Raw genomic sequence first — 24,915 nt, 5'->3', positions numbered from 1 at the left:
TCATCCTCAATTAAGACTTACTTCTTTGGCGACGGTCGGTTGTACGCTCTGATGCTTTCGCGCCTGGGCAGCCGCTTCCTCAACAGGAATATCCTCAAAGCCGAGCAACAGTGTGAGGATAAATGACAGCACGACCGCCAGCGCCATGACGGCGAACACCCAGACGATGCTCATTGGATTAGCCGGATCGAAGAACTGCACGCTGGTAAATAATCCCGGCGCTGCCATTGAGTGGCTGGCAAGCCCCGCCATACCGGCAACCGCGCCGCAAATAAAACCGCTGATAAGACTGGCGATAAGCGGACGTTTCAGGCGGATCGCCACGCCGTATAATGCCGGTTCGGAAATCCCCGCCATAATGGCCGATGCCGCCGCCGCCAGCGCCGTCTGGCGCAGTTCCGGGTTTTTCGTTTTCCACGCCACCGCCAGTGATGAACCGCCCAGCGACAGGTTAGCGCCGATTTCTGACGGCATGACCATTCCTTCTTTGCCGGTTTCGGCAATGGTCTGAATGATGGTTGGCGTAAAGACGCGGTGCATCCCGGTCATTACCAGCAGAGGCCACAGCGCGCCCATAATGGCGACTGAAAGCCAGCCCAGATAACCATGAATGGTGTAAACCAGTGCCGAAATGGCGCTACCGATCCAGATACCAATCGGGCCAATTAGCAGGATTGCCAGCGGTGCGGCAATCAACACAATCAGCATTGGCTTGAGGAAGTTTTTCGTCACCGCCGGTGTAATGCTGTCCACCCAGCGTTCGATATATGACAGGCACCAGGTCATCACCAGCGCCGGGATCACCGTGTAGGTGTATTTCACCGCGGTGACCGGAATCAGGGCAAATTCAACATGTTCACCCTGGGCCGCTTTCGCCATCAGCTCAATAAAACTCGGATGTACCAGCACACCCGCAATGGCAATCGCCAGCGACATATTGGTTTTAAATTTGATGGCGGCAGAAGCAGCGACCATCAGCGGCAGGAAGAAGAATGCACCATCACCAATCACATTGAGAATGGTTAAGGTCGGCGATCCTTTTGTCAGCACGCCGCTCATCTCGAGGATCATCGCCAGCAGTTTGACCATCGATCCGCCGATGATCGCCGGGATCAGCGGTGACATGGTGCCGATCAGCGCATCCAGGATCCCCGCACCAATGCGACGTAGCGTGAGTTTGGGTTTCCCCACGGGCTGCGTGGGCTGCATATCTCCAGGTAACAAGCTGACAACTTCCTGAAAGGCCTGCGAAACCGTATTACCTATAATCACCTGACACTGGTTGTCACTACGTACCACACCGAGCACGCCGGAGATAGTTTTTAACGTTGGGCTGTCGATCAGTGCATCATCTTTGATAACAAAGCGTAAACGCGTCATACAGTGCGTGACTGCCGAGATGTTATCAACGCCGCCCAGTGCCGCTATCACCGAGCGTGCCAGCGTCGCATAATTTTTGGCCATCGGATTTTATCCTGTTATCAGTAGGGTAGAGGTAGTTGTTATCAGTCGACGTGACGGGAAATTGCCGATGCTGAAACGGAATTAAGAAACCGGTTTCACAAAATCATGAATAGTTGATACTGATTAAGCAAGAGAGTTAATTGCTCATTTTTTATATTTGTGAAACCGGTCACCTGAATATTTTTCCCGCTGCTTGCGCAAGGACAATCAGCCAACGGTGCAGTACACTGCGTTGATTGCGTGTAAAGGGATGAAAATGATGACGACGATGCTGGAAGTGGCGAAGCGCGCCGGGGTTTCAAAAGCGACCGTTTCCCGCGTGCTTTCAGGTAATGGCTACGTCAGCCAGGAGACTAAAGATCGCGTGTTTCAGGCGGTGGAAGAGAGCGGCTACCGCCCAAATTTGCTGGCGCGCAATCTGTCAGCGAAGAGTACCCAGACGCTAGGGCTGGTAGTGACCAACACGCTTTACCACGGCATTTATTTTAGTGAATTACTGTTTCATACCGCGAGAATGGCGGAAGAGAAAGGGCGTCAGCTGCTATTGGCAGATGGCAAACATAGCGCCGAAGAAGAACGCCAGGCGATTCAGTATCTACTGGATCTGCGCTGCGACGCCATTATGATTTACCCGCGCTTTTTAAGCGTAGATGAGATTGATGACATCATTGACGCACACAATCAGCCGATAATGGTGCTCAATCGCCGCCTGCGCAAAAACAGCAGCCATAGTGTCTGGTGCGATCATAAACAGACCAGCTTTAACGCCGTGGCAGAGTTGATAAACGCCGGACATCAGGAGATTGCTTTCCTTACCGGTTCGATGGATTCCCCCACCAGCATTGAACGCCTTGCCGGATATAAAGACGCGCTGGCGCAGCATGGTATTGCACTCAATGAAAAACTTATCGCTAACGGTAAATGGACGCCTGCCAGCGGGGCCGAAGGGGTAGAAACGTTGCTCGAACGTGGGGCTAAATTTAGCGCGTTAGTTGCCAGTAACGACGATATGGCGATAGGTGCGATGAAAGCGTTGCATGACCGTGGTGTAGCGGTGCCGGGGCAAGTGTCGGTTATTGGATTTGATGATATCGCAATTGCCCCCTACACCGTTCCGGCGCTCTCCAGCGTAAAAATTCCGGTGACTGAGATGATTCAGGAAATAATTGGGCGGCTGATATTTATGCTCGATGGTGGTGCTTACTCACCGCCGAAAACCTTCAGCGGAAAACTAATCCGCCGCGACTCACTCATTGCTCTTTCGCGATAAACATTGTCATCACATGTCATCGTCACTAGTGTCGATGACATCGTTTTTTCTGCATTGCAGAATTTAATTTCTTTAAATAACAATGAATTAAAAATTGGCATGATTTGTGAATGTATCGGCAGCATTAACTGTCATTGCTGGAGAATTTGATGAACCGTTTCATCATTGCTGACGCGAGTAAATGTATTGGTTGTCGTACCTGTGAAGTGGCGTGCGTGGTTTCTCATCAGGAGAATCAGGACTGTGCATCGCTGACCCCGGAAACTTTTTTACCGCGAATCCATGTCATTAAAGGTGTGAACATTTCCACGGCGACAGTCTGCCGTCAGTGTGAAGATGCACCGTGCGCTAACGTCTGCCCGAATGGTGCTATCAGCCGTGATAAAGGGTTTGTTCATGTCATGCAGGAACGTTGCATTGGTTGCAAAACCTGCGTTGTGGCTTGCCCGTATGGTGCGATGGAAGTGGTAGTGCGTCCGGTGATTCGCAACAGCGGCGCAGGGCTTAACGTACGCGCTGACAAAGCCGAAGCTAATAAATGCGACCTCTGTAACCATCGTGAAGACGGCCCGGCGTGTATGGCTGCTTGCCCGACCCATGCGCTGATTTGTGTCGATCGTAATAAACTTGAACAACTGAGCGCAGAAAAACGCCGCCGCACGGCGCTGATGTTCTAAAAATCTTACAGAACTGTTCTGGCATCAAAGGAATTCCCGGAAATATTCGTAGAATACGGAGCGGGCGGTATCGCCAACCTGTGACTACCGGATGCGACGCGGTCGTGTCCGGCTGGGCGGGTTACGCAATTCATGATGGCGGGAATAACTCAATGGCAAAAAACACATCTTGCGGTGTCCAACTGCGTATTCGTGGCAAAGTGCAGGGCGTCGGTTTTCGTCCCTTTGTCTGGCAACTGGCACAGCAATTAAATCTTCACGGCGATGTCTGTAATGACGGCGATGGCGTGGAAGTCCGGTTGCTGGAAGATCCGGAAATGTTTCTTGTTCAATTGCATCAGCACTGCCCGCCGCTGGCGCGTATTGATAGCGTCGAATGTGAGCAGTTTATCTGGATGCAGCCGCCCACTGAGTTCACCATCCGCCAGAGCGCGGGCGGCGTCATGAATACGCAAATTGTTCCCGATGCCGCAACTTGCCCTGCCTGTCTTGCCGAAATGAATACTCCAGGCGAACGGCGTTATCGTTATCCGTTTATCAACTGTACCCACTGCGGCCCGCGTTTCACCATTATTCGCGCGATGCCTTACGACCGTCCATTTACCGTGATGGCGGCGTTTCCGCTTTGTCCGGCCTGCGATAAAGAATATCGCGACCCGCTCGATCGTCGCTTCCACGCCCAGCCGGTGGCCTGCCCGGAGTGTGGCCCGCATCTTGAATGGCTAAGTCATGGTGAACATGCAGAACAAGAGGCGGCATTACAGGCAGCTATCGCACAGTTAAAAATGGGCAACATTGTCGCCATCAAAGGGATTGGCGGATTTCATCTCGCCTGCGATGCGCGTAACAGTAACGCGGTGGCGACACTTCGGGCACGCAAACATCGCCCGGCGAAACCGCTGGCGGTCATGTTGCCAGTGACAGAAGATTTACCAGACGCTGCCCGTCAGTTGCTCACCACGCCCGCCGCGCCGATTGTGCTGGTGGATAAAAAATATGTTCCGGAACTTTGTGACGATATCGCCCCTGGCCTTAACGAAGTCGGGGTGATGTTGCCTGCGAATCCGCTCCAGCATTTGCTGTTACAGGAACTGCAATGCCCGCTGGTGATGACCTCCGGCAACCTGAGCGGTAAACCACCGGCTATCAGCAACGAACAGGCGCTGGAGGATTTGCAGGACATTGCCGACGGATTCTTGATTCATAACCGCGACATCGTGCAGCGGATGGATGATTCAGTGGTGCGCGAAAGTGGCGAAATGTTGCGCCGCTCGCGGGGGTATGTACCGGATGCGCTGGCTTTGCCTCCGGGCTTTAAAAATATTCCTCCTGTGTTGTGTCTCGGTGCGGATCTGAAAAATACCTTCTGTCTGGTGCGTGGTGAACAGGCGGTGTTGAGTCAACATTTGGGCGATTTAAGTGACGATGGCATTCAGATGCAGTGGCGCGAAGCGTTGCGTCTGATGCAAAACATCTACGATTTTACTCCACAGTTTGTGGTGCATGATGCGCATCCGGGCTATGTCTCCAGCCAGTGGGCGCGTGAGATGAATCTGCCGACGCAAACGGTGCTGCATCACCATGCCCACGCGGCGGCGTGTCTGGCAGAACATCACTGGCCGCTGGATGGCGGTGATGTCATTGCTTTGACGCTCGACGGTATTGGTATGGGCGAGAACGGCGCTTTATGGGGCGGCGAGTGCTTGCGGGTGAACTATCGCGAATGCCAGCACCTGGGCGGTTTGCCTGCGGTGGCGCTTGTTGGTGGCGATTTGGCTGCAAAGCAGCCGTGGCGTAACCTGCTGGCGCAGTGCCTGCGCTTTGTGCCGGAGTGGCAGAATTACTCTGAAACGGCAAGTGTGCAACAGCAAAACTGGAGCGTGCTGGCGCGGGCCATTGAGCGTGGAATCAATGCTCCGCTGGCATCATCGTGTGGGCGGTTGTTCGATGCCGTAGCGGCTGCGCTGGGCTGTGCGCCAGCCACGTTAAGTTATGAAGGTGAAGCGGCTTGTGCTCTGGAGGCGCTCGCAGCTTCGTGCCACGGAGTGACGCATCCGGTGACGATGCCGCTGGTGGACAATCAACTGGATCTCGCCACTTTCTGGCAGCAGTGGCTGAACTGGCAGGCTCCGGTTAATCAACGCGCGTGGGCGTTTCATGATGCACTGGCGCAGGGTTTTGCCGCGTTGATGCGTGAGCAGGCCACGATGTGCGGTATCACTACGCTGGTATTTAGCGGTGGGGTTATTCATAACCGTTTGCTGCGTGCACGTCTGGCGCATTATCTTGCTGATTTTACGTTGCTCTTCCCGCAGAGTTTACCTGCGGGGGATGGCGGGTTGTCTCTGGGGCAGGGGGTTATTGTTGCGGCCCGTTGGGTGGCGGGTGAAGTCCAGAACGGATAAACGTGTTGCATTTGGGCGCAGTGCCGGATGCGGCGTGAACGCCTTATCCGGCCTTGTATTATCCCTCCAGGCATTTTGGGTACAGTAGCCCGCCTACATCGGCAAGGTTTTCAACATTCCAAACGCCTCTTTCATCCGATCCTCACTGACTACAAAGGCGCGAAGCTGGTCGGCATCGTCAACGCCGCGCGCCACCATTCCCTGGCTTTCGGTACAAATCTGCCAGCGCAAATCCTGACGCTGGGTTTCGCCTGCCAGATGCAGCGGTAATTCCGGCGTTTTGATTTTCACCAGCATCGCCGGTAGTTTCAGCGGCGTGTTATTGCCGAGAAGATTTTTTGCCAGCACCATCGCGCTAAGTTGAATCGGCTGGAGGAACGGCAATACCTGACCGTTAATTTCTGCGCAATCGCCCAGCGCGTAAATATCGGCATTACTGGTTTGCAGATAGCTATCGACGCAAACGCCGCGATTAATCGTCAGCCCGGCGCGTCGTGCCAGGGCGGTTTCCGGGCGCAGTCCGGTGGCGGCAATTACCGCATCCACTTCGATGCTGCGCTGGCGGTCCAGCGTTGCCAGAATGCCATAATTCGTTTTTTCCAGCCCCTGCAACTGAGATTTCAACAGCAGATGAACGCCCATCTCCGTCAACCGATGCTGTAAGCGACTGCTTACTTCCGGTGGCATTAACGACGCCAGAATACTGGCAGCGTTGTCGATTAGCGTGACCGCTTTGCCTGCCCGACAAAAATCCATCGCCAGCTCGCTACCAATCAAGCCACCGCCTACAATCAACACCCGTCGGGCATCCCGCAGTTGTGTTTCACAGGCGCGATATTCTTGCTGACTATTTAACGTCAGCATTAACTCACGCCCAGGCACCGGCGGGACAAAGGCGCTGGCTCCGGTAGCCAGCACTAGCTTGTCGTATTGCCACTGATTATTCTGGCTTTTCACCACATGGGCTTCGGCATCGATATCCGTCACCCAGGTGTGCGGAAACAGGCGCAGATTAAACTGCTCGGCAAATTCACCCGCCGTCTGGCGGGTAAGGTCGTCGGCACGTTGCCCCTGACTGATCACATGGCTAAGATCAGGTTTGTTGTACTCATCCATGCTGTCGGCGGCAATCAGGGTCAATGGAATACTGGCGTCCTGTTTGCGAATATTTTTCACCAGTTGGCGGGCGGCGAAGCCCGAACCAATGATCACAATGCCGTTGCTCATTTTGCCTCCGATGCCAGTTCGTCAAAGACGTCTTTGCCAAGGGAGCATTCCGGGCACAGGAAGTTATCCGGGACTTCACTCCACGGCGTTCCTGGCGCAACGTCCTGCATTGGCTCGCCTTTTGCCGGATCGTAAATCCACTGGCAGACGCTGCACTGCATCCGTGGGCCGAGGTCAGCCGTCGTGGTGGCACAGGTTTCTTCTTTAACCACCGTATTCACCGTGCTTTGCGGCAGCGGCGAAAGCGCCCACTGACGGGCAATTTCACGACCGTGTTCACGGCATAATTCCAGTGCATCCTGGTCCGGTCGCCATTTGGCTTTCAGGCTAAGCGACATTTCGAAACCCGCATCTTGCAGGCGCGTGGAAAGACGATCCACGGCACCGCCGCTCCAGCCGTGAGAGCCGAAAGCACTGGCGCGTTTGTTACGGAAGCGTAATCCGGTCATCTCCTCCACCAGCCCGGCGATTTTCGGCATCATCACGTTATTCATCGTCGAAGTGCCAACCAGCACGCCTTTTGAGCGGAAGACATTGGTCAAGATTTCGTTTTTATCGCTTCGGGCGACGTTGAAAATTTTCACCGCCACGCGCGGGTCGGTTTCCGCAATCCCCTGGGCGATAGCGTCAGCCATCATGCGGGTGTTATTCGACATGGTGTCGTAGAAAATGGTGATTCTGTCTTCCTGATAATCCGCCGCCCATTTCAGGTACAGCTCGACAATTTGCGTCGGGTTATCGCGCCATACCACGCCGTGAGAGGTGGCAATCATATCGACCGGCAAGTTAAAGCCCAGGATCTCGGTGATTTTCGGCGTTACCAGGCGGCTGAACGGTGTCAGGATATTGGCGTAGTAACGCTGACACTGCTCGAAAAGCTCGGTCTGATCCACTTCATCGTTGAAGAGATGCTCGTCGCAGTAGTGCTGACCGAAAGCATCGTTACTGAACAGCACCGCGTCGCCCGTCAGGTAAGTCATCATGCTGTCCGGCCAGTGCAGCATTGGCGTTTCGACAAAAATGAGCTGTTTGCCGTTGCCGATATCCAGCGTGTCACCAGTTTTCACCACATTAAAATTCCACTCCGGATGATGGTGATGACCATTTATTGAGTCGATAGCGTTGGCAGTACAATAGATCGGCGTATCGGGAATTTGCGCCATCAGTTCGGTCAGCGCCCCGGCGTGGTCCTCTTCAGCATGGTTAATCACGATGTAATCGATATCCGCCAGATCGATTTCATTACGCAGGTTCTGCACAAATTCGCGGCTGAATTTATGGTCGACGGTGTCGATCAGCACGTTTTTTTCTTCACGAATGAGGTAGCTGTTGTAGCTGCTGCCGCGCAGCGTTTTATATTCCGTGCCGTGAAAATCACGCACTTCCCAGTCACGTTGACCAACCCAATGAATGTTATTTTTCACCACAATAGACATAGCAACCTCAATTTATTCAGCGTGTTCTAAAAAGATGTCTTGCTAATTGCAGATTGCGTGCCAGTTTTTTATCTGATTGTTTTTACTATACAAATAAAATTATGCTCATTAATGAGTAGTCAAAATGACTATCAATCAAATGGTCGATATGACAATATCTATAGTCAAATTGACAGTGAGGCAAAGATGAGTTTTTCCGTTGATGTGCTGGCGAATATCGCCATCGAATTGCAGCGTGGGATTGGTCATCAGGACCGTTTTCAGCGCCTGATCACCACGCTGCGTCAGGTGCTAGAGTGCGATGCGTCTGCGTTGCTACGTTACGACTCGCGGCAGTTTATTCCGCTTGCCATCGACGGGCTGGCGAAGGATGTTCTCGGTAGACGCTTTGCGCTGGAAGGGCATCCACGGCTGGAAGCGATTGCCCGCGCCGGGGACGTGGTGCGCTTTCCCGCAGACAGCGAATTGCCCGATCCCTATGACGGTTTGATTCCAGGGCAGGAGAGTCTGAAGGTTCACGCCTGTGTTGGTCTGCCCTTATTTGCCGGGCAAAACCTGATCGGCGCACTGACGCTCGATGGGATGCAGCCCGATCAGTTCGATGTTTTCAGCGACGAAGAGTTACGGCTGATTGCTGCGCTGGCGGCGGGAGCGTTAAGCAATGCGTTGCTGATTGAACAACTGGAAAGCCAGAATATGCTGCCAGGCGATGCCACGCCGTTTGAAGCGGTGAAACAGACGCAGATGATCGGCCTGTCGCCAGGCATGACGCAATTGAAAAAACAGATTGAGATTGTGGCGGCGTCCGATCTCAACGTCCTAATCAGTGGTGAGACGGGAACGGGTAAGGAATTGGTGGCGAAAGCGATTCATGAAGCCTCGCCGCGGGCGGTGAATCCGTTGGTCTATCTCAACTGTGCCGCACTGCCGGAAAGTGTGGCGGAAAGTGAGTTGTTCGGGCACGTGAAAGGGGCGTTTACTGGCGCTATCAGTAACCGCAGCGGGAAGTTTGAAATGGCGGATAACGGCACGCTGTTTCTGGATGAGATCGGCGAGTTGTCGTTGGCATTGCAGGCCAAGCTGCTGAGGGTGTTGCAGTATGGCGATATTCAGCGCGTTGGCGATGACCGCAGTTTGCGGGTCGATGTGCGCGTGCTGGCGGCGACTAACCGCGACTTGCGCGAAGAGGTGCTGGCAGGGCGATTTCGTGCTGACTTGTTTCATCGCCTGAGTGTGTTTCCGCTTTTGGTGCCGCCGCTGCGTGAGCGGGGTGATGACGTCATTCTTCTGGCGGGGTATTTCTGTGAGCAGTGTCGTTTGCGGCTGGGGCTCTCCCGCGTGGTATTAAGTGCCGGGGCGCGGAATTTATTGCAACACTATAGTTTTCCGGGGAACGTGCGCGAACTGGAACATGCTATTCATCGGGCGGTGGTGCTGGCGAGAGCCACCCGCAGCGGCGATGAAGTGATTCTTGAAGCGCAACATTTTGCTTTTCCTGAGGTGACGTTGCCGCCGCCAGAAGCGGCGGCGGTGCCCGTTGTTAAGCAAAACCTGCGTGAAGCGACAGAAGCGTTCCAGCGTGAAACTATTCGCCAGGCGCTGGCACAAAATCATCACAACTGGGCTGCCAGCGCACGGATGCTGGAAACCGACGTCGCCAACCTGCATCGGCTGGCGAAACGTCTGGGGCTGAAGGATTAAATAATCCCGGCCTGATAGAAATCCTGCAGGTTAATTGCGCCGGTAAGTTTGCCGTTTTCATCCACCACTGGTGCGGCGGTGATTTTGCGCTTCATCAGGATCTCTTTGGCGTCGATGGCGCGACTTTGCGATAGCAACGTCGTGCCGCCTGCCGTCATCGCTTCATTAACTGGCGTGGTGAGTGCACCGCCGCCAACCAGCCAGCGACGTAAATCCCCGTCGGTAAAGACGCCTTTCACCAGTCGTTGATCGTCGCACACTGCTACCAGTCCCAGACCGGTGCGACTGAGTTCCAGCATCGCATCCATCACGCTGGCGGTTAACGCCACCTGCGGGATGGCGTCATCACGGCGCATCAGATGATGCACTTTGTTCAGCAAGCGAGCGCCCAGTGCCCCAGCTGGGTGGGAGCGGGCAAAATCTTCTTCATTAAATCCGCGCGCCTGCATGACCGCCATCGCCAGCGCGTCGCCCATCATCAGGGTATTGACGGTGCTGGAGGTCGGTGCAAGATGCATCGGGCAGGCTTCGCGTTCTACAGAGATATCCAGCACCGCTTTCGCCGCCAGGCCCAGCGGTGATGTCGGTTTACCGGTCATCGCCAGCAGCGCGATAGATTTGTCTTCCAGACGCGGAATAATCAGATCCAGTTCCTTTGCGCCACCGGAGTAAGAGATAAACAGCATCACATCGCGGCTTTCAATCATCCCCAGATCGCCGTGCAGTGCCTCTGCCGGATGGACAAAAAAAGCCGGTGTGCCGGTACTGGCAAGCGTTGCGGCGATTTTCTTACCAATGTGGCCCGATTTGCCAATTCCCGAAACCACCACTTTGCCTTCGCAGTGCAGGATGATATTGGCGGCGCGAACAAAATCATCGCCCAGACGTTCTGGTAAACGGCTTGCTTCCTGCAACTCCAGCATTAACGTCTGACGTCCCGCGTTCAGTAGTGCTTCACTCATTGCTCTCTCCGGTTATGATCACGTCGATCCCTTTTTCTTCCAGCGCCTGACGAAACGCTGGATCGATACCTGCGTCGGTAATCAGTTTATCGACGCTTTCAAGACTACAAACCACGTTGGGGCTTTTACGGCCAAACTTCGATGAGTCAGCCATCAAAATAACTTCGCGCGCGGCATTACACATCGCTTTACTGACGGTATAGACCTCGTTGAAGGTGGTTACGCCTGCATTGAGATCGATGCCATCGGTGCCCATAAACAATTTATCGAAGCTGAAATGTTCGAAGGCGTTCTCTGCCAGCTGCCCGTGAAATGAGGCCGATTTTTTACGAAATGTGCCGCCTGGCATCAGGATAGTTTGTTCGTTATCCAGTTCGGATAGCGCATTGACGATGTGCAGGCTGTTGGTCATTACTGTGATGTTATTAAAGCGCGAGAGCAGGGGGACCATCTGCAAAACGGTGCTGCCAGCATCAAGAATGATCGAATCGCCATCATGGATAAAACTAACGGCAGCTTCTGCAATCAGCTCTTTCTTGTGGGTGTTGATGAGTGTTTTATGATCGATAGGCGGATCGGATTCCTCTTTATTCAACACCACTCCGCCATAAGTACGAATGACGGTTCCTGCATGTTCCAGAATGACCAGATCTTTGCGAATGGTTGTGCCTGTGGTGTCAAAGTATTGCGCCAATTCTTCAACCGAGCATTTACCCTGCTTTTGCAGATACTCCAGAATGGCGGCCTGACGCTGACGAGGTTTCATGGGCGTGATTACCTGATTTAGGTTTCAAAATGATAACTTCGCAAGCAAGTAACATTCACAACGAAATTATCCACGTTTCAGTTTAAGCGCCAATGATAGAGCATTCTGTGATAGTGGATCATGGGGAAAGATCACATCGGGCTGTAAATCAGCAGAATGCATGCCCGTAATTGCGGGAATTTTTTGCGGTCGGGCGAAGACAGTCAGTCCTTTCATAAACAAGGTGTCGACGATGCGCTGCTGATCGTCCAGGGCGATGGCGACCACGACCCGCGGTTTAAAGCGCCCGCTGGAACGGCCCACGCCAACCCGCCCTTGCTGGCATAGTGTGTCGAAGGCACGGTTAAAACGAGAAATTTGCCAGCCGCCTAAGGCCAGTTGCGCACACCAGGCGATAACGGCGACGGTGATGAGTGCGGATACCATAACTTTTCCTTAATGTAGTGGCGGAAGTCCTGTAGGCCTGATAAGCGTAGCGCATCAGGCATTCTATTAGTCTCGCGGAGATCCTTAACGGATCTCCGCTGTTGATCAGAACATCACCTGACCGCCGGTGACATTGATCGACTGACCAGTGCAGTACGATGCCTTTGGACTGGCGTAGAACAGCAGCATATTCAGCACATCCTGATAATCGCAGCCGCGTTTGAGCGGTACTTTATCGATGTAATACTGCTCGACTTGATCCGGTTTGATACCTAGCTTGGTCGCGTATTGTGGCAACAGTGACTGGAACATCGGCGATTTCAGCAGATTACCGAGCATTAGTGAATGCACCGTAATGCCGTACTCCGCCAGATCCAGAGCCAGTGATTGAGTCAGTCCGACGCCACCAAATTTCGCTGCGCTGTAGCCAGAGTTGTGTTTGCTGCCCACTTTGCCGGATTTCGAGTTGATCTGAATAATGCGCCCCTGAATGCCGTCGCGGATCATCAAACGCGAGAATTCACGCGCACACAGGAAATAACCCACCAGATTCACTTGTAGCGAACGATCAAAATCGCCGAGCTGGAAGTCGCTGATAAAGGCTGCTTTTGCTATTCCGGCGCTGTAGACCAGTAAATCCACGCGACCAAAGATTTCATCTACCCCACGAGAGAGCGCCAGCACGCTCTGCTCGCTGGTGGCGTCAGCACCAAAACCATACGCCATACCTTCACCATATTCGGCGTTAATTTCTTGTGCCACATTTGCGGCTTTGTCGCTCTGAATATCGACAACCGCTACGCGATACCCCTCGGCAGCCAGACCGTGGCACAGGAACGCGCCTAAGGTTTGCCCACCACCGATGACAACGGCAACCTGATTCATTTTTTACTCCTTAACAGATTCAAACTTCAAAACCGATCCCGGCGCGATATCGTCGGGTACAGGGCCTGCCACATGGACAGTGCCCGGAAATTCCGCTTCGCTTAAACCATCGAAGCGCAGGGTGACATGACCCAGTTCGCGAAGGTTGTCTTCCGCCACGCTGCCAACGGCGGTCACCGGATAGCGATGCTGCCCGAGTGAAAATTGCAAACCGGGATGGAGTGCACCTTTCAACTCGCCGTGGCAATGAATGAAGCAATACTCTTCGAGATCCGCAGGCGCGCCTTCACGAAAGGTGATGAGCATCTGGTCGCTGAGAGCGTCAGTGGCACTCGCGCCGATACGGGTGATGGTGGTCTGATAAATAACGGTCATGTTTCAGCCTCTATTGATAGATAAAACCGGAGACAAACCAGGCGATCAGTACAGTCGGCGCGCCGGTTAAAAAGCGGCTCACCAGTACAGAAGGGACACCGACGCGAACCGTGTCCTGACGGGCTTCCGCCAGCGACAAACCGACCGGGATGAAGTCGCAGGCCGCCTGCGCGTTGATGGCAAACAGTGCAGGTAAAGCCAGATGCGGCGGAATATTGCCGAGACCAATCTGCACACCAATCAATACGCCGATAACCTGTGCGATAACTGCGCCTGGGCCGAGAAAAGGTGAAAGCAGCGGGAAGGAGCAGATGAGCGCCAGCATGACCAGACCCAGTGGATGGCTCGCCAGCGGAGCAAGACCGTGGGCAATCCAGTCACCAAGGCCAGAAGCCATAATGATGCCAATGAGCGCCGAGACGAACGCCATAAACGGCAGAATGGTTTTTAATACAGTGTCGATGGTGTCACGGCCAGATTGAAACAGCACGGCAACGGCAGAACCCATACCCATTCCCACCTTCGCCAGTAAACCATCGCTTTGTTCGGTGATTTTCTTGCTGGTGTCATAGTCACGGCCCACGGAAGAGGGTTGTGGTGTCGCATCACCCACTACAGTGATGTTTTCTTCTTTCACGCCAGAGACATAAATATCTTCCACAATGTACTGCGCCAGCGGGCCGGACTTGCCCGTCGAGTGGATATTAATGGTGGGAATACGCCGTTTCGGATAGATGCCGCAGCGTAATGTGCCGCCACAGTCGATTACCGCGACACCAATTTCTTCCTCCGCAGGTTCACCTTCTTTAAATCCGTCAATAGCCTGCCAGCCAGTAAGCTGTGCGAGTTTGTCGACAATCGCAGGCCGGGTACCGGCGGTGATATAGACAATTTTTTTGCCCGGCGTGGCTTCCAGCTCAAGCGGGCCGCCCCAGCCACCCGTTCCTTTTTCGATCCGAATACGCGTCATGATGTTGCTCCTGCCAGGTGAACTTTTTGTTCAAGTTGAATGCCCATCTTTTTCTCAAAAATAGCGGTGGTTAGATCGGTTACCCAGCCGCGGAAGAAGTTGGTGACCAGACCAACCAGCAGATAGCTCACCGCCAGTGGGCCAAGTGGCAGATTTAGCGTTGTCAGACCACTGGCAATGCCAAGATAAACAAACAGTTCGCCAGGGTTGATATGGGGGAAGAGGCCATTCATTGAGTGACAGCTATAAGAGGCCGCCGCGTAATAGCTGGGTTTGTACTTTTCCGGCATAAAGCGACCCAGGCTTAAGGTCATCGGATTGCAAAAGACAAACGTGCCAATGCACGGTAACAGCAGGTAACGGGAAACAGGGTTACCGGCGCAACGTTGAGCAAAACGTTCAATACGATGCTGACCGATAAAATTAATCAGTGCGTTCATGATAACCAGCAGGCTAATCAACAGCGGAAGAATGCCGGTCACCATCCCGGTAAACACCTCTCCGCCCTTTTGGAACAGCCCGATAAACCACTCTGCACCATGAGTAATGGTTTCTATCATTGTTCTCTCCTTCAGGATTTATTGTTTTATTACCAAATGGCAACCTAATATAATCAGATTGAAAGATTTAAAAGTGTTATTTTGATCTCAAAATGAAAGATAAATATTTTAATTTGAAAGTTTGTATAAAAGGATAGTGAGGCGGATGAGTTGAGTTATGTAAAGTCTGTATCGGGCAGTGACTACCGCTTCCTTGTGCAGGGCGGGATGCTTTACCATACTTGCCCCTGGTTGAATTTGTTAAATGGACCCCTCATGTTCAAGCGTCGTTATGTAACATTGCTTCCCCTTTTTGTGTTGCTTGCCGCCTGTAGCAGCAAGCCAAAACCTACTGAGACTGAAACGACCACCGGAACGCCGTCTGGCGGCTTCCTGCTTGAGCCGCAGCACAATGTGATGCAGATGGGCGGCGATTTCGCTAACAACCCGAATGCCCAGCAGTTCATCGACAAAATGGTGAGCAAACACGGTTTCAATCGTCAGCAGTTGCAGGAAATTCTCTCCCAGGCGAAACGTCTGGATTCGGTATTGCGGCTGATGGATAACCAGGCACCAACCACATCGGTGAAACCGCCATCAGGTCCGAACGGCGCATGGCTGCGTTATCGCAAAAAATTTATTACGCCGGACAACGTGCAAAACGGCGTGGTTTTCTGGAATCAGTATGAAGACGCGTTGAATCGTGCGTGGCAGGTGTATGGTGTACCGCCGGAAATTATCGTCGGGATTATCGGCGTCGAAACTCGCTGGGGACGCGTGATGGGGAAAACCCGTATCCTCGATGCGCTGGCAACGCTGTCATTTAACTACCCACGCCGCGCGGAGTATTTCTCTGGTGAGCTGGAAACCTTCTTGCTGATGGCGCGCGACGAGCAGGACGATCCGCTCAATCTGAAAGGCTCGTTTGCCGGTGCGATGGGCTACGGTCAGTTTATGCCATCGTCTTATAAACAATATGCGGTAGATTTCAGCGGCGACGGGCATATCAACCTGTGGGATCCGGTTGATGCCATCGGTAGTGTGGCGAACTATTTTAAAGCGCACGGCTGGGTGAAAGGTGATCAGGTTGCGGTGATGGCAAACGGTCAGGCTCCAGGCTTACCGAATGGCTTCAAAACCAAGTACAGCATTTCACAACTTGCTGCAGCTGGACTAACGCCACAGCAGCCGCTGGGCAATCATCAGCAGGCCAGCTTACTGCGCCTGGATGTTGGCACCGGTTACCAGTACTGGTACGGTTTGCCGAACTTCTACACTATCACCCGTTACAATCACAGCACCCATTACGCAATGGCCGTCTGGCAGTTAGGACAAGCCGTGGCACTGGCGCGCGTTCAGTAACTCTTTGCAAGAGGGGGGTTAAACTTCCCTCTGTTTTCTTACTGTTTATTCGAATGACGTAATTGCTTGATTTTTTTCGACAGCGATATCGCATATCCCAGGCAGACAACGCCTAACGCAGCCTGACCGAAGTCGAAAGGTTCAAGGTAGCCAGAAGATAAAATTTTACATATCACTGAAACCAGTGCACCGATGCCACCAATGATGACCCAAATACGCATTTGCGTGGTTTGTTTAAGCGCGTTTTGTGGCGTGTTATCCGTTTTCTTTGTTGCCATTGCTATTCTCTCCCTGTGAATACATATCAATGTGAACGCGGCATGGTAGCGCTTTTTCTTTACCGACTGGTCGCAACAGTCTTTTTCCGGAACGCAACTCGTAAAATGAATCGCTCGTCCCCATCTTCTGCGGGAAAGTGCTATCTTGTCCGGCATATATTTTTTGACTGACTGAGGTTGTGATGATTGACAGTGAACTGATGCAGTTAAGCGAACAGGTAGGGCAGACGCTGAAAGCCCGTGGCGCAACCGTAACAACTGCCGAGTCTTGTACCGGCGGTTGGGTAGCGAAAGTGATTACCGATATTGCCGGTAGTTCCGCCTGGTTTGAACGCGGATTTGTCACCTACAGTAACGAAGCCAAAGCGCAGATGATCGGCGTACGCGAAGAGACGCTGGCGCAGCATGGCGCGGTGAGCGAACCCGTCGTGGTGGAAATGGCGATAGGCGCACTGAAAGCGGCTCGTGCTGATTATGCTGTGTCTATCAGCGGTATCGCCGGGCCGGATGGCGGTAGTGAAGAGAAACCTGTCGGCACTGTCTGGTTTGCTTTTGCCACTGCCCGCGGCGAAGGCATTACCCGCCGGGAATGCTTCAGCGGTGATCGTGATGCGGTGCGTCGTCAGGCTACTGCGTATGCATTGCAAACCTTGTGGCAACAATTTCTACAAAACACTTGATACTGTATGAGCATACAGTATAATTGCTTCAACAGAACATATTGACTATCCGGTATTACCCGGCATGACAGGAGTAAAAATGGCTATCGACGAAAACAAACAGAAAGCGTTGGCGGCAGCACTGGGCCAGATTGAGAAACAATTTGGTAAAGGCTCCATCATGCGCCTGGGTGAAGACCGTTCCATGGATGTGGAAACCATCTCTACCGGTTCGCTTTCACTGGATATCGCGCTTGGGGCAGGTGGTCTGCCGATGGGCCGTATCGTCGAAATCTACGGACCGGAATCTTCCGGTAAAACCACGCTGACGTTACAGGTGATCGCCGCAGCGCAGCGTGAAGGTAAAACCTGTGCGTTTATCGATGCTGAACACGCGCTGGACCCAATCTATGCACGTAAACTGGGCGTCGATATCGACAACCTGCTGTGCTCCCAGCCGGACACCGGCGAGCAGGCACTGGAAATCTGTGACGCTCTGGCGCGTTCTGGCGCAGTAGACGTTATCGTCGTTGACTCCGTGGCGGCACTGACGCCGAAAGCGGAAATCGAAGGCGAAATCGGCGACTCTCACATGGGCCTTGCGGCACGTATGATGAGCCAGGCGATGCGTAAGCTGGCGGGTAACCTGAAGCAGTCCAACACGCTGCTGATCTTCATCAACCAGATCCGTATGAAAATTGGTGTGATGTTCGGTAACCCGGAAACGACTACCGGTGGTAACGCGCTGAAATTCTACGCTTCTGTTCGTCTCGACATCCGTCGCATCGGCGCGGTGAAAGAGGGCGAAAACGTGGTGGGTAGCGAAACCCGCGTGAAAGTGGTGAAGAACAAAATCGCTGCGCCGTTTAAACAGGCTGAATTCCAGATCCTCTACGGCGAAGGTATCAACTTCTACGGCGAACTGGTTGACCTGGGCGTGAAAGAGAAGCTGATCGAGAAAGCGGGCGCGTGGTACAGCTACAAAGGTGAGAAGATCGGTCAGGGTAAAGCGAATGCGACTGCCTGGCTGAAAGACAACCCGGAAACTGCGAAAGAGATCGAGAAGAAAGTACGTGAGTTGCTGCTGAGCAACCCGAACTCAACGCCGGATTTCTCTGTAGATGACAGCGAAGGCGTAGCAGAAACTAACGAAGATTTTTAATCGTCTTGTTTGATACACAAGGGTCGCATCTGCGGCCCTTTTGCTTTTTAAGTTGTAAGGGTATGCCATGACAGAATCAACATCCCGTCGCCCGGCATATGCTCGCCTGTTGGATCGTGCGGTACGCATTCTGGCGGTGCGCGATCACAGTGAGCAAGAACTGCGGCGTAAACTCGCGGCACCGATTATGGGCAAAAATGGCCCGGAAGAGATTGATGCCACGGTAGAAGATTACGAGCGTGTTATTGCCTGGTGCCATGAACATGGCTATCTCGATGACAGCCGATTTGTTGCGCGCTTTATCGCCAGCCGTAGCCGCAAAGGTTATGGACCTGCGCGTATTCGTCAGGAACTGAATCAGAAAGGTATTTCCCGCGAAGCGACAGAAAAAGCGATGCGTGAATGTGACATCGACTGGTGCGCACTGGCGCGCGATCAGGCGACGCGAAAATATGGCGAACCTTTGCCAACTGTCTTTTCAGAAAAAGTTAAGATCCAGCGTTTTCTGCTCTATCGCGGCTATCTGATGGAGGATATCCAGGATATTTGGCGAAATTTTGCCGACTGAACGCATACGGTATTTTACTTCCCAGTCAAGAAAACTTATCTTATTCCCACTTTTCAGTTACCAGCCCGGCGGTTAAGACACGCTGTAGCTGGTGGCGATATTTCGTTAGCTTGATTTCAGGATAATTATGAGCAAGAGCACCGCTGAGATCCGTCAGGCGTTTCTCGACTTTTTCCATAGTAAGGGACATCAGGTAGTTGCCAGCAGCTCCCTGGTACCCCATAACGACCCAACTTTGTTGTTTACCAACGCCGGGATGAACCAGTTCAAGGATGTGTTCCTTGGGCTCGACAAGCGTAATTATTCCCGCGCTACCACTTCCCAACGCTGCGTGCGTGCGGGTGGTAAACACAACGACCTGGAAAACGTCGGTTACACCGCGCGTCACCATACCTTCTTCGAAATGCTGGGCAACTTCAGCTTCGGCGACTATTTCAAACACGATGCCATTCAGTTTGCATGGGAACTGCTGACCAGTGAAAAATGGTTTGCCCTGCCGAAAGAGCGTCTGTGGGTTACCGTCTATGAAAGCGACGACGAAGCCTACGAAATCTGGGAAAAAGAAGTAGGGATCCCGCGCGAACGTATTATTCGCATCGGCGATAACAAAGGTGCGCCATACGCATCTGACAACTTCTGGCAGATGGGTGACACTGGTCCGTGTGGCCCGTGCACCGAAATCTTCTACGATCATGGCGACCACATTTGGGGTGGCCCTCCGGGAAGTCCGGAAGAAGACGGCGACCGTTACATTGAGATTTGGAACATCGTCTTCATGCAGTTCAACCGCCAGGCAGATGGCACGATGGAACCGCTGCCGAAGCCGTCTGTAGATACCGGTATGGGTCTGGAGCGTATTGCTGCGGTGTTGCAACACGTTAACTCTAACTATGACATTGACCTGTTCCGCACGCTGATCCAGGCAGTAGCGAAAGTCACTGGCGCGACCGATCTGAGCAATAAATCACTGCGCGTAATCGCTGACCACATTCGTTCTTGTGCGTTCCTGATCGCGGATGGCGTAATGCCGTCCAACGAAAACCGTGGTTATGTACTGCGTCGTATCATTCGTCGCGCAGTGCGTCACGGCAATATGCTGGGCGCGAAAGAAACTTTCTTCTACAAACTGGTTGGTCCGCTGATCGACGTTATGGGCTCTGCGGGTGAAGACCTGAAACGCCAGCAGGCACAGGTTGAGCAGGTGCTGAAGACTGAAGAAGAACAGTTTGCCCGCACTCTGGAGCGCGGTCTGGCGCTGCTGGACGAAGAGCTGGCGAAACTTTCTGGCGATACGCTGGATGGCGAAACTGCTTTCCGTCTGTACGACACCTACGGTTTCCCAGTTGACCTGACGGCTGATGTTTGTCGTGAACGCAACATCAAAGTTGACGAAGCTGGTTTTGAAGCAGCAATGGAAGAGCAGCGTCGTCGTGCGCGCGAAGCCAGCGGCTTTGGTGCCGATTACAACGCAATGATCCGTGTTGACAGTGCATCTGAATTTAAAGGCTATGACCATCTGGAACTGAACGGCAAAGTGACTGCGCTGTTTGTTGATGGTAAAGCGGTTGATGCCATCAATGCAGGCCAGGAAGCGGTAGTCGTGCTGGATCAAACGCCATTCTATGCGGAATCTGGCGGTCAGGTTGGCGATAAAGGCGAACTGAAAGGCGTTAACTTCTCCTTTGCGGTGGAAGATACGCAGAAATACGGCCAGGCGATTGGTCACATCGGTAAACTTGCTGCGGGTTCTCTGAAAGTGGGCGACGCGGTGCAGGCTGATGTTGATGAGGCTCGTCGCGCTCGTATTCGTCTGAATCACTCCGCAACGCACCTGATGCACGCTGCGCTGCGCCAGGTTTTGGGTACTCATGTATCGCAGAAAGGTTCACTGGTTAACGACAAAGTGCTGCGCTTCGACTTCTCACACAACGAAGCGATGAAACCAGAAGAGATTCGTGCGGTTGAAGACCTGGTGAACGCGCAGATTCGCCGTAACTTGCCGATCGAAACCAACATCATGGATCTCGAAGCGGCGAAAGCGAAAGGTGCGATGGCTCTGTTTGGCGAGAAGTATGATGAGCGCGTACGCGTGCTGAGCATGGGCGATTTCTCCACCGAGCTGTGTGGCGGTACTCACGCAAGCCGCACCGGTGATATTGGTCTGTTCCGCATCATCTCTGAATCGGGTACTGCTGCAGGTGTTCGTCGTATCGAAGCGGTAACCGGAGAAGGCGCTATCGCCACCGTTCATGCAGACAGCGATCGCTTAAGCGAAGTCGCACATCTGTTGAAAGGCGATAGCAATAATCTGGCTGATAAAGTGCGCTCAGTACTGGAACGTACGCGTCAGCTGGAAAAAGAGTTACAACAGCTTAAAGAACAAGCTGCCGCACAGGAGAGCGCAAATCTTTCCAGTAAGGCAATTGATGTTAATGGTGTTAAGCTGTTGGTTAGCGAGCTTAGCGGTGTTGAGCCGAAAATGTTGCGTACCATGGTTGACGATTTAAAAAATCAGCTGGGGTCGACAATTATCGTGCTGGCAACGGTAGCCGAAGGTAAGGTTTCTCTGATTGCAGGCGTATCTAAGGACGTCACAGATCGTGTGAAAGCAGGGGAACTGATTGGTATGGTCGCTCAGCAGGTGGGCGGCAAGGGTGGTGGACGTCCTGACATGGCGCAAGCCGGTGGTACGGATGCTGCGGCCTTACCTGCAGCGTTAGCCAGTGTGAAAGGCTGGGTCAGCGCGAAATTGCAATAATATAAGCGTCAGGCAATGCCGTGGACTCGCTTCACGGCATTCGCATTAACGCTATCGACAACGATAAAGTCAGGTTGAAGTTGTGTATATCGGCTAAACTTAGGTTTAACAGAATGTAATGCCATGACTGCTTACATGTAATGTGTTTGTCATTGCTTACTTTTTGGCGTTATATGATGGATAATGCCGGGATACAGAGAGACCCGACTCTTTTAATCTTTCAAGGAGCAAAGAATGCTGATTCTGACTCGTCGAGTTGGTGAGACCCTCATGATTGGGGATGAGGTCACCGTGACAGTTTTAGGGGTAAAGGGCAACCAGGTACGTATTGGCGTAAATGCCCCGAAGGAAGTTTCTGTTCACCGTGAAGAGATCTACCAGCGTATCCAGGCTGAAAAATCCCAGCAGTCCAGTTACTAATCTTTCCGCGTCTCATCTTTATCGGTGAGACGCACCCTCAAAATTCCTCCTTCACTCCATTGTTTTTTCGCTTTACTCCCGTTCATTCAACTTTAGTCTCCATTTTTTGCATTACTGCTATCTGTCAGACCTCCGTTTTTCTGTTGATAAAACACTCTTTTTGACGTTTTTACAGACTAATTGAGCGTGAAGTGTGCAAACGATAAAAGTGTGGGAAAAATTGTTTGACTTATAAGTCTCAGAAAGTAATATGTGCGCCACGCAGCGACGATGAGCGATAAACAAGTTCTTCGAAGCACTCGTAAGAGGCGTGTGGTGAGGTGGCCGAGAGGCTGAAGGCGCTCCCCTGCTAAGGGAGTATGCGGTCAAAAGCTGCATCCGGGGTTCGAATCCCCGCCTCACCGCCATTTGCATCCGTAGCTCAGCTGGATAGAGTACTCGGCTACGAACCGAGCGGTCGGAGGTTCGAATCCTCCCGGATGCACCATATTCTACGAAATCTTCAGCGATGAAGGTGTCGAAGAGGTGGCGGTACTAACTGCAAGCACCAGGGAGGATAACGTTGCTTTAGCAACGGCCCGAAGGGCGAGCCGTAAGGCGAGTAATCCTCCCGGATGCACCATCTCTTACTTGATACGGCTTTAGTAGCGGTATCAAAAAATCTGCAGTAAAGTAAGTTTCCCGATGCATCCGTAGCTCAGCTGGATAGAGTACTCGGCTACGAACCGAGCGGTCGGAGGTTCGAATCCTCCCGGATGCACCATATTCTACGAAATCTTCAGCGATGAAGGTGTCGAAGAGGTGGCGGTACTAACCGCAAGCACCAGGGAGGATAACGTTGCTTTAGCAACGGCCCGAAGGGCGAGCCGTAAGGCGAGTAATCCTCCCGGATGCACCATCTCTTACTTGATACGGCTTTAGTAGCGATATCGATATCAGCAGTAAAATAAATTTCCCGATGCATCCGTAGCTCAGCTGGATAGAGTACTCGGCTACGAACCGAGCGGTCGGAGGTTCGAATCCTCCCGGATGCACCATATTCTCCGAAATCTTCAGCAATGAAGATATCGAAGAGGTAGCGGAATTAACCGCAGGCACCAGGAGGGATAACGTTGCGCCAGCAACGGCCCGAAGGGCGAGCCGCAAGGCGAGTAATCCTCCCGGATGCACCATCTCTTACTTGATATGGCTTTAGTAGCGGTATCAATATCAGCAGTAAAGTAAGTTCTCCCGATGCATCCGTAGCTCAGCTGGATAGAGTACTCGGCTACGAACCGAGCGGTCGGAGGTTCGAATCCTCCCGGATGCACCATATTCTCCGTAATCTTCAGCGATGATGGTATGGAAGAGGCGATGGTAATCACCGTCTGCTCCAGGGAGGATAACGTTGCGGCAGCAACGGCCCGAAGGGCGAACGCCAGTGAGTCATCCTCCCGGATGCACCATCTTCTCCAAAAAATCCCCTTCAAAAATATCTCATTTCTAAATAGCTACTTTATCCATTTCCTGAATATTCTTCTCCTTCGCCATCAGCGACAAAATCAAGCAATTACGCTAAAGTAGCGTCATATTTTTCGACTTGCGAGAAGACCATGTACGAGCGTTATGCAGGTTTAATTTTTGATATGGATGGCACAATCCTGGATACGGAGCCTACGCACCGTAAAGCGTGGCGCGAAGTATTAGGACACTATGGTCTTCAGTACGATGTTCAGGCGATGATTGCGCTTAATGGCTCGCCCACGTGGCGCATTGCTCAGGCGATTATTGAACTGAATCAGGCCGATCTCGACCCGCATGCGCTGGCGTGTGAAAAAACAGAAGCAGTCAGAAGCATGTTACTCGATAGCGTCGAACCACTCCCCCTTGTTGAAGTGGTGAAAAGCTGGCACGGACGTCGACCAATGGCTGTAGGAACGGGGAGTGAAAGCGCCATCGCTGAGGCACTGCTAACGCACCTGGGATTACGCTGTTATTTTGACGCCGTCGTTGCTGCCGATCACGTCAAACATCATAAACCTGCGCCAGACACATTTTTGTTGTGCGCGCAGCGTATGGGCGTGCAACCAACGCAGTGTGTGGTCTTTGAAGATGCCGATTTCGGTATTCAGGCGGCCCGTGCTGCAGGCATGGACGCTGTGGATGTTCGCTTGCTGTGAGTGAAGTTTTATCGCTTTTCTCGTTGTTTGCCAGTAGTTTCCTCAGCGCTACACTATTACCCGGTAATTCCGAAGTCGTGCTGGTTGCAATGTTGCTTTCCGGGGTAAGTCATCCCTGGGTTTTAGTTTTAACAGCAACAATGGGTAATAGCCTTGGAGGGTTAACTAACGTTATCCTTGGGCGTTTCTTTCCATTGCGTAAAACATCGCGCTGGCAAGAGAAAGCTACCGGCTGGCTGAAACGCTATGGTGCAGTCACGCTATTATTAAGCTGGATGCCCGTGGTTGGCGATTTACTGTGTCTGTTAGCGGGATGGATGCGCATCTCCTGGGGGCCAGTAATCTTTTTTTTGTGCCTTGGTAAAGCGTTACGTTATGTTGCAGTTGCAGCAGCGACCGTTCAGGGCATGATATGGTGGCACTAATTGTAGGCCTGCACACATGGT

The 24,915-nt window shown here is 52.7% G+C and carries 23 protein-coding genes and 5 tRNA genes; 17 read left to right on the top strand and 11 right to left on the bottom strand.

The features are described from left to right. Positions 1–6: 6 nt before the first annotated feature. A complete protein-coding gene (gene ascF, locus QUE74_RS17800; RefSeq protein ID WP_001107903.1) occupies positions 7–1,464 on the bottom strand; it encodes a PTS cellobiose/arbutin/salicin transporter subunit IIBC in 1,458 nt (485 codons plus the stop codon). Positions 1,465–1,723: 259 nt separating this feature from the next. Here ascF and ascG point away from each other — a divergent pair, with 259 nt between their 5' ends. The 3 genes from ascG to hypF all read left to right on the top strand — a co-directional run bounded on the left by ascG (position 1,724) and on the right by hypF (position 5,816). After that, positions 1,724–2,734 carry a DNA-binding transcriptional regulator AscG gene (ascG, locus tag QUE74_RS17795; RefSeq protein WP_032193944.1) on the top strand — a complete coding sequence of 337 codons (1,011 nt, stop codon included), beginning with the start codon at positions 1,724–1,726 and terminating at the stop codon, positions 2,732–2,734. Positions 2,735–2,883: 149 nt separating this feature from the next. Further along, positions 2,884–3,411, top strand: a complete 528-nt coding sequence (hydN, locus tag QUE74_RS17790; protein ID WP_001078777.1) for an electron transport protein HydN — start codon at positions 2,884–2,886, stop codon at positions 3,409–3,411. Between the two features lie 152 nt (positions 3,412–3,563). After that, entirely contained in the window at positions 3,564–5,816 is a 2,253-nt protein-coding gene (gene hypF, locus QUE74_RS17785; protein ID WP_001354925.1) for a carbamoyltransferase HypF, read from the top strand. A gap of 93 nt (positions 5,817–5,909) precedes the next feature. On the opposite strand, the gene norW is transcribed toward hypF, so the two are convergent. Continuing rightward, a complete protein-coding gene (gene norW / locus QUE74_RS17780; RefSeq protein WP_000064716.1) occupies positions 5,910–7,043 on the bottom strand; it encodes an NADH:flavorubredoxin reductase NorW in 1,134 nt (377 codons plus the stop codon). Then, the gene (norV, locus tag QUE74_RS17775; RefSeq protein ID WP_000029633.1) at positions 7,040–8,479 is read right to left on the bottom strand and encodes an anaerobic nitric oxide reductase flavorubredoxin; all 1,440 of its coding nucleotides are present in this window, start codon (positions 8,477–8,479) and stop codon (positions 7,040–7,042) included. The genes norW and norV overlap by 4 nt, the downstream gene beginning before the upstream one ends. 186 nt (positions 8,480–8,665) lie before the next feature. On the opposite strand from norV, the gene norR reads away from it, so the two are divergent. Further along, positions 8,666–10,180, top strand: coding sequence for a nitric oxide reductase transcriptional regulator NorR (norR, locus tag QUE74_RS17770; protein WP_000010756.1), 1,515 nt, complete (start codon positions 8,666–8,668; stop codon positions 10,178–10,180). On the opposite strand, the gene gutQ is transcribed toward norR, so the two are convergent. The 7 genes from gutQ to srlA all read right to left on the bottom strand — a co-directional run bounded on the left by gutQ (position 10,177) and on the right by srlA (position 15,124). Further along, positions 10,177–11,142 (bottom strand): arabinose-5-phosphate isomerase GutQ, encoded by a 966-nt coding sequence (gutQ, locus tag QUE74_RS17765; RefSeq protein WP_001287422.1) that lies wholly within the window; start codon positions 11,140–11,142, stop codon positions 10,177–10,179. The genes norR and gutQ overlap by 4 nt on opposite strands. After that, positions 11,135–11,908, bottom strand: a complete 774-nt coding sequence (srlR, locus tag QUE74_RS17760; protein ID WP_000804546.1) for a glucitol operon DNA-binding transcriptional repressor SrlR — start codon at positions 11,906–11,908, stop codon at positions 11,135–11,137. The genes gutQ and srlR overlap by 8 nt, the downstream gene beginning before the upstream one ends. Before the next feature lie 66 nt (positions 11,909–11,974). Continuing rightward, positions 11,975–12,334: a transcriptional regulator GutM gene (gene gutM / locus QUE74_RS17755; protein WP_000252910.1), complete on the bottom strand. Its 360-nt coding sequence runs from the start codon at positions 12,332–12,334 to the stop codon at positions 11,975–11,977. Positions 12,335–12,439: 105 nt separating this feature from the next. After that, positions 12,440–13,219 (bottom strand): sorbitol-6-phosphate dehydrogenase, encoded by a 780-nt coding sequence (gene srlD / locus QUE74_RS17750; RefSeq protein ID WP_001077342.1) that lies wholly within the window; start codon positions 13,217–13,219, stop codon positions 12,440–12,442. Positions 13,220–13,222: 3 nt separating this feature from the next. After that, entirely contained in the window at positions 13,223–13,594 is a 372-nt protein-coding gene (gene srlB, locus QUE74_RS17745) for a PTS glucitol/sorbitol transporter subunit IIA (protein WP_000216203.1), read from the bottom strand. 10 nt (positions 13,595–13,604) lie between these two features. Further along, the gene (gene srlE, locus QUE74_RS17740; protein WP_000196939.1) at positions 13,605–14,564 is read right to left on the bottom strand and encodes a PTS glucitol/sorbitol transporter subunit IIB; all 960 of its coding nucleotides are present in this window, start codon (positions 14,562–14,564) and stop codon (positions 13,605–13,607) included. Further along, complete coding sequence (gene srlA, locus QUE74_RS17735) at positions 14,561–15,124, bottom strand: PTS glucitol/sorbitol transporter subunit IIC (RefSeq protein WP_000573321.1); 564 nt, start codon at positions 15,122–15,124, stop codon at positions 14,561–14,563. Before srlA ends, srlE begins: the two co-directional genes overlap by 4 nt. Before the next feature lie 255 nt (positions 15,125–15,379). Between srlA and mltB the strand changes: the two genes are divergently transcribed. Then, positions 15,380–16,465, top strand: coding sequence for a lytic murein transglycosylase B (gene mltB / locus QUE74_RS17730; RefSeq protein WP_001352999.1), 1,086 nt, complete (start codon positions 15,380–15,382; stop codon positions 16,463–16,465). Between the two features lie 38 nt (positions 16,466–16,503). Here the strand turns inward: mltB and QUE74_RS17725 are convergent, their stop codons facing one another. Next, the gene (locus QUE74_RS17725; protein ID WP_000201677.1) at positions 16,504–16,743 is read right to left on the bottom strand and encodes a hypothetical protein; all 240 of its coding nucleotides are present in this window, start codon (positions 16,741–16,743) and stop codon (positions 16,504–16,506) included. 182 nt (positions 16,744–16,925) lie between these two features. Between QUE74_RS17725 and pncC the strand changes: the two genes are divergently transcribed. The 12 genes from pncC to QUE74_RS17665 all read left to right on the top strand — a co-directional run bounded on the left by pncC (position 16,926) and on the right by QUE74_RS17665 (position 24,894). Beyond that, positions 16,926–17,423, top strand: a complete 498-nt coding sequence (gene pncC / locus QUE74_RS17720; RefSeq protein ID WP_001354923.1) for a nicotinamide-nucleotide amidase — start codon at positions 16,926–16,928, stop codon at positions 17,421–17,423. Between the two features lie 79 nt (positions 17,424–17,502). Next, positions 17,503–18,564, top strand: coding sequence for a recombinase RecA (recA, locus tag QUE74_RS17715; protein WP_000963143.1), 1,062 nt, complete (start codon positions 17,503–17,505; stop codon positions 18,562–18,564). Positions 18,565–18,631: 67 nt separating this feature from the next. Beyond that, positions 18,632–19,132 (top strand): recombination regulator RecX, encoded by a 501-nt coding sequence (gene recX / locus QUE74_RS17710; protein ID WP_000140516.1) that lies wholly within the window; start codon positions 18,632–18,634, stop codon positions 19,130–19,132. A gap of 127 nt (positions 19,133–19,259) precedes the next feature. Beyond that, the gene (gene alaS / locus QUE74_RS17705; RefSeq protein ID WP_000047200.1) at positions 19,260–21,890 is read left to right on the top strand and encodes an alanine--tRNA ligase; all 2,631 of its coding nucleotides are present in this window, start codon (positions 19,260–19,262) and stop codon (positions 21,888–21,890) included. A gap of 234 nt (positions 21,891–22,124) precedes the next feature. Continuing rightward, the gene (gene csrA / locus QUE74_RS17700) at positions 22,125–22,310 is read left to right on the top strand and encodes a carbon storage regulator CsrA (protein ID WP_000906486.1); all 186 of its coding nucleotides are present in this window, start codon (positions 22,125–22,127) and stop codon (positions 22,308–22,310) included. Positions 22,311–22,624: 314 nt separating this feature from the next. Continuing rightward, positions 22,625–22,717 (top strand) — tRNA-Ser (locus QUE74_RS17695). A 3-nt stretch (positions 22,718–22,720) separates the two neighbouring features. Next, positions 22,721–22,797: transfer RNA gene (locus QUE74_RS17690), tRNA-Arg, on the top strand. 199 nt (positions 22,798–22,996) lie between these two features. Further along, positions 22,997–23,073: transfer RNA gene (locus QUE74_RS17685), tRNA-Arg, on the top strand. 197 nt (positions 23,074–23,270) lie between these two features. Then, positions 23,271–23,347 (top strand) — tRNA-Arg (locus QUE74_RS17680). A 198-nt stretch (positions 23,348–23,545) separates the two neighbouring features. Next, a tRNA-Arg gene (locus tag QUE74_RS17675) sits at positions 23,546–23,622 on the top strand. A gap of 280 nt (positions 23,623–23,902) precedes the next feature. Next, on the top strand, positions 23,903–24,469 hold the full coding sequence (yqaB, locus tag QUE74_RS17670) for a fructose-1-phosphate/6-phosphogluconate phosphatase (protein WP_000273296.1): 567 nt from the start codon (positions 23,903–23,905) through the stop codon (positions 24,467–24,469). Then, positions 24,466–24,894, top strand: coding sequence for a YqaA family protein (locus QUE74_RS17665; protein WP_000005713.1), 429 nt, complete (start codon positions 24,466–24,468; stop codon positions 24,892–24,894). Before yqaB ends, QUE74_RS17665 begins: the two co-directional genes overlap by 4 nt. Positions 24,895–24,915: the final 21 nt, after the last annotated feature.

It is taken from the genome of Escherichia sp. 10290, assembly GCF_030295155.1.
Taxonomy (GTDB): domain Bacteria; phylum Pseudomonadota; class Gammaproteobacteria; order Enterobacterales; family Enterobacteriaceae; genus Escherichia; species Escherichia coli_F.
The sequence above is the reverse complement of the archived record's forward strand: the minus strand, read 5'-3'. Positions and strand labels throughout refer to the sequence as shown.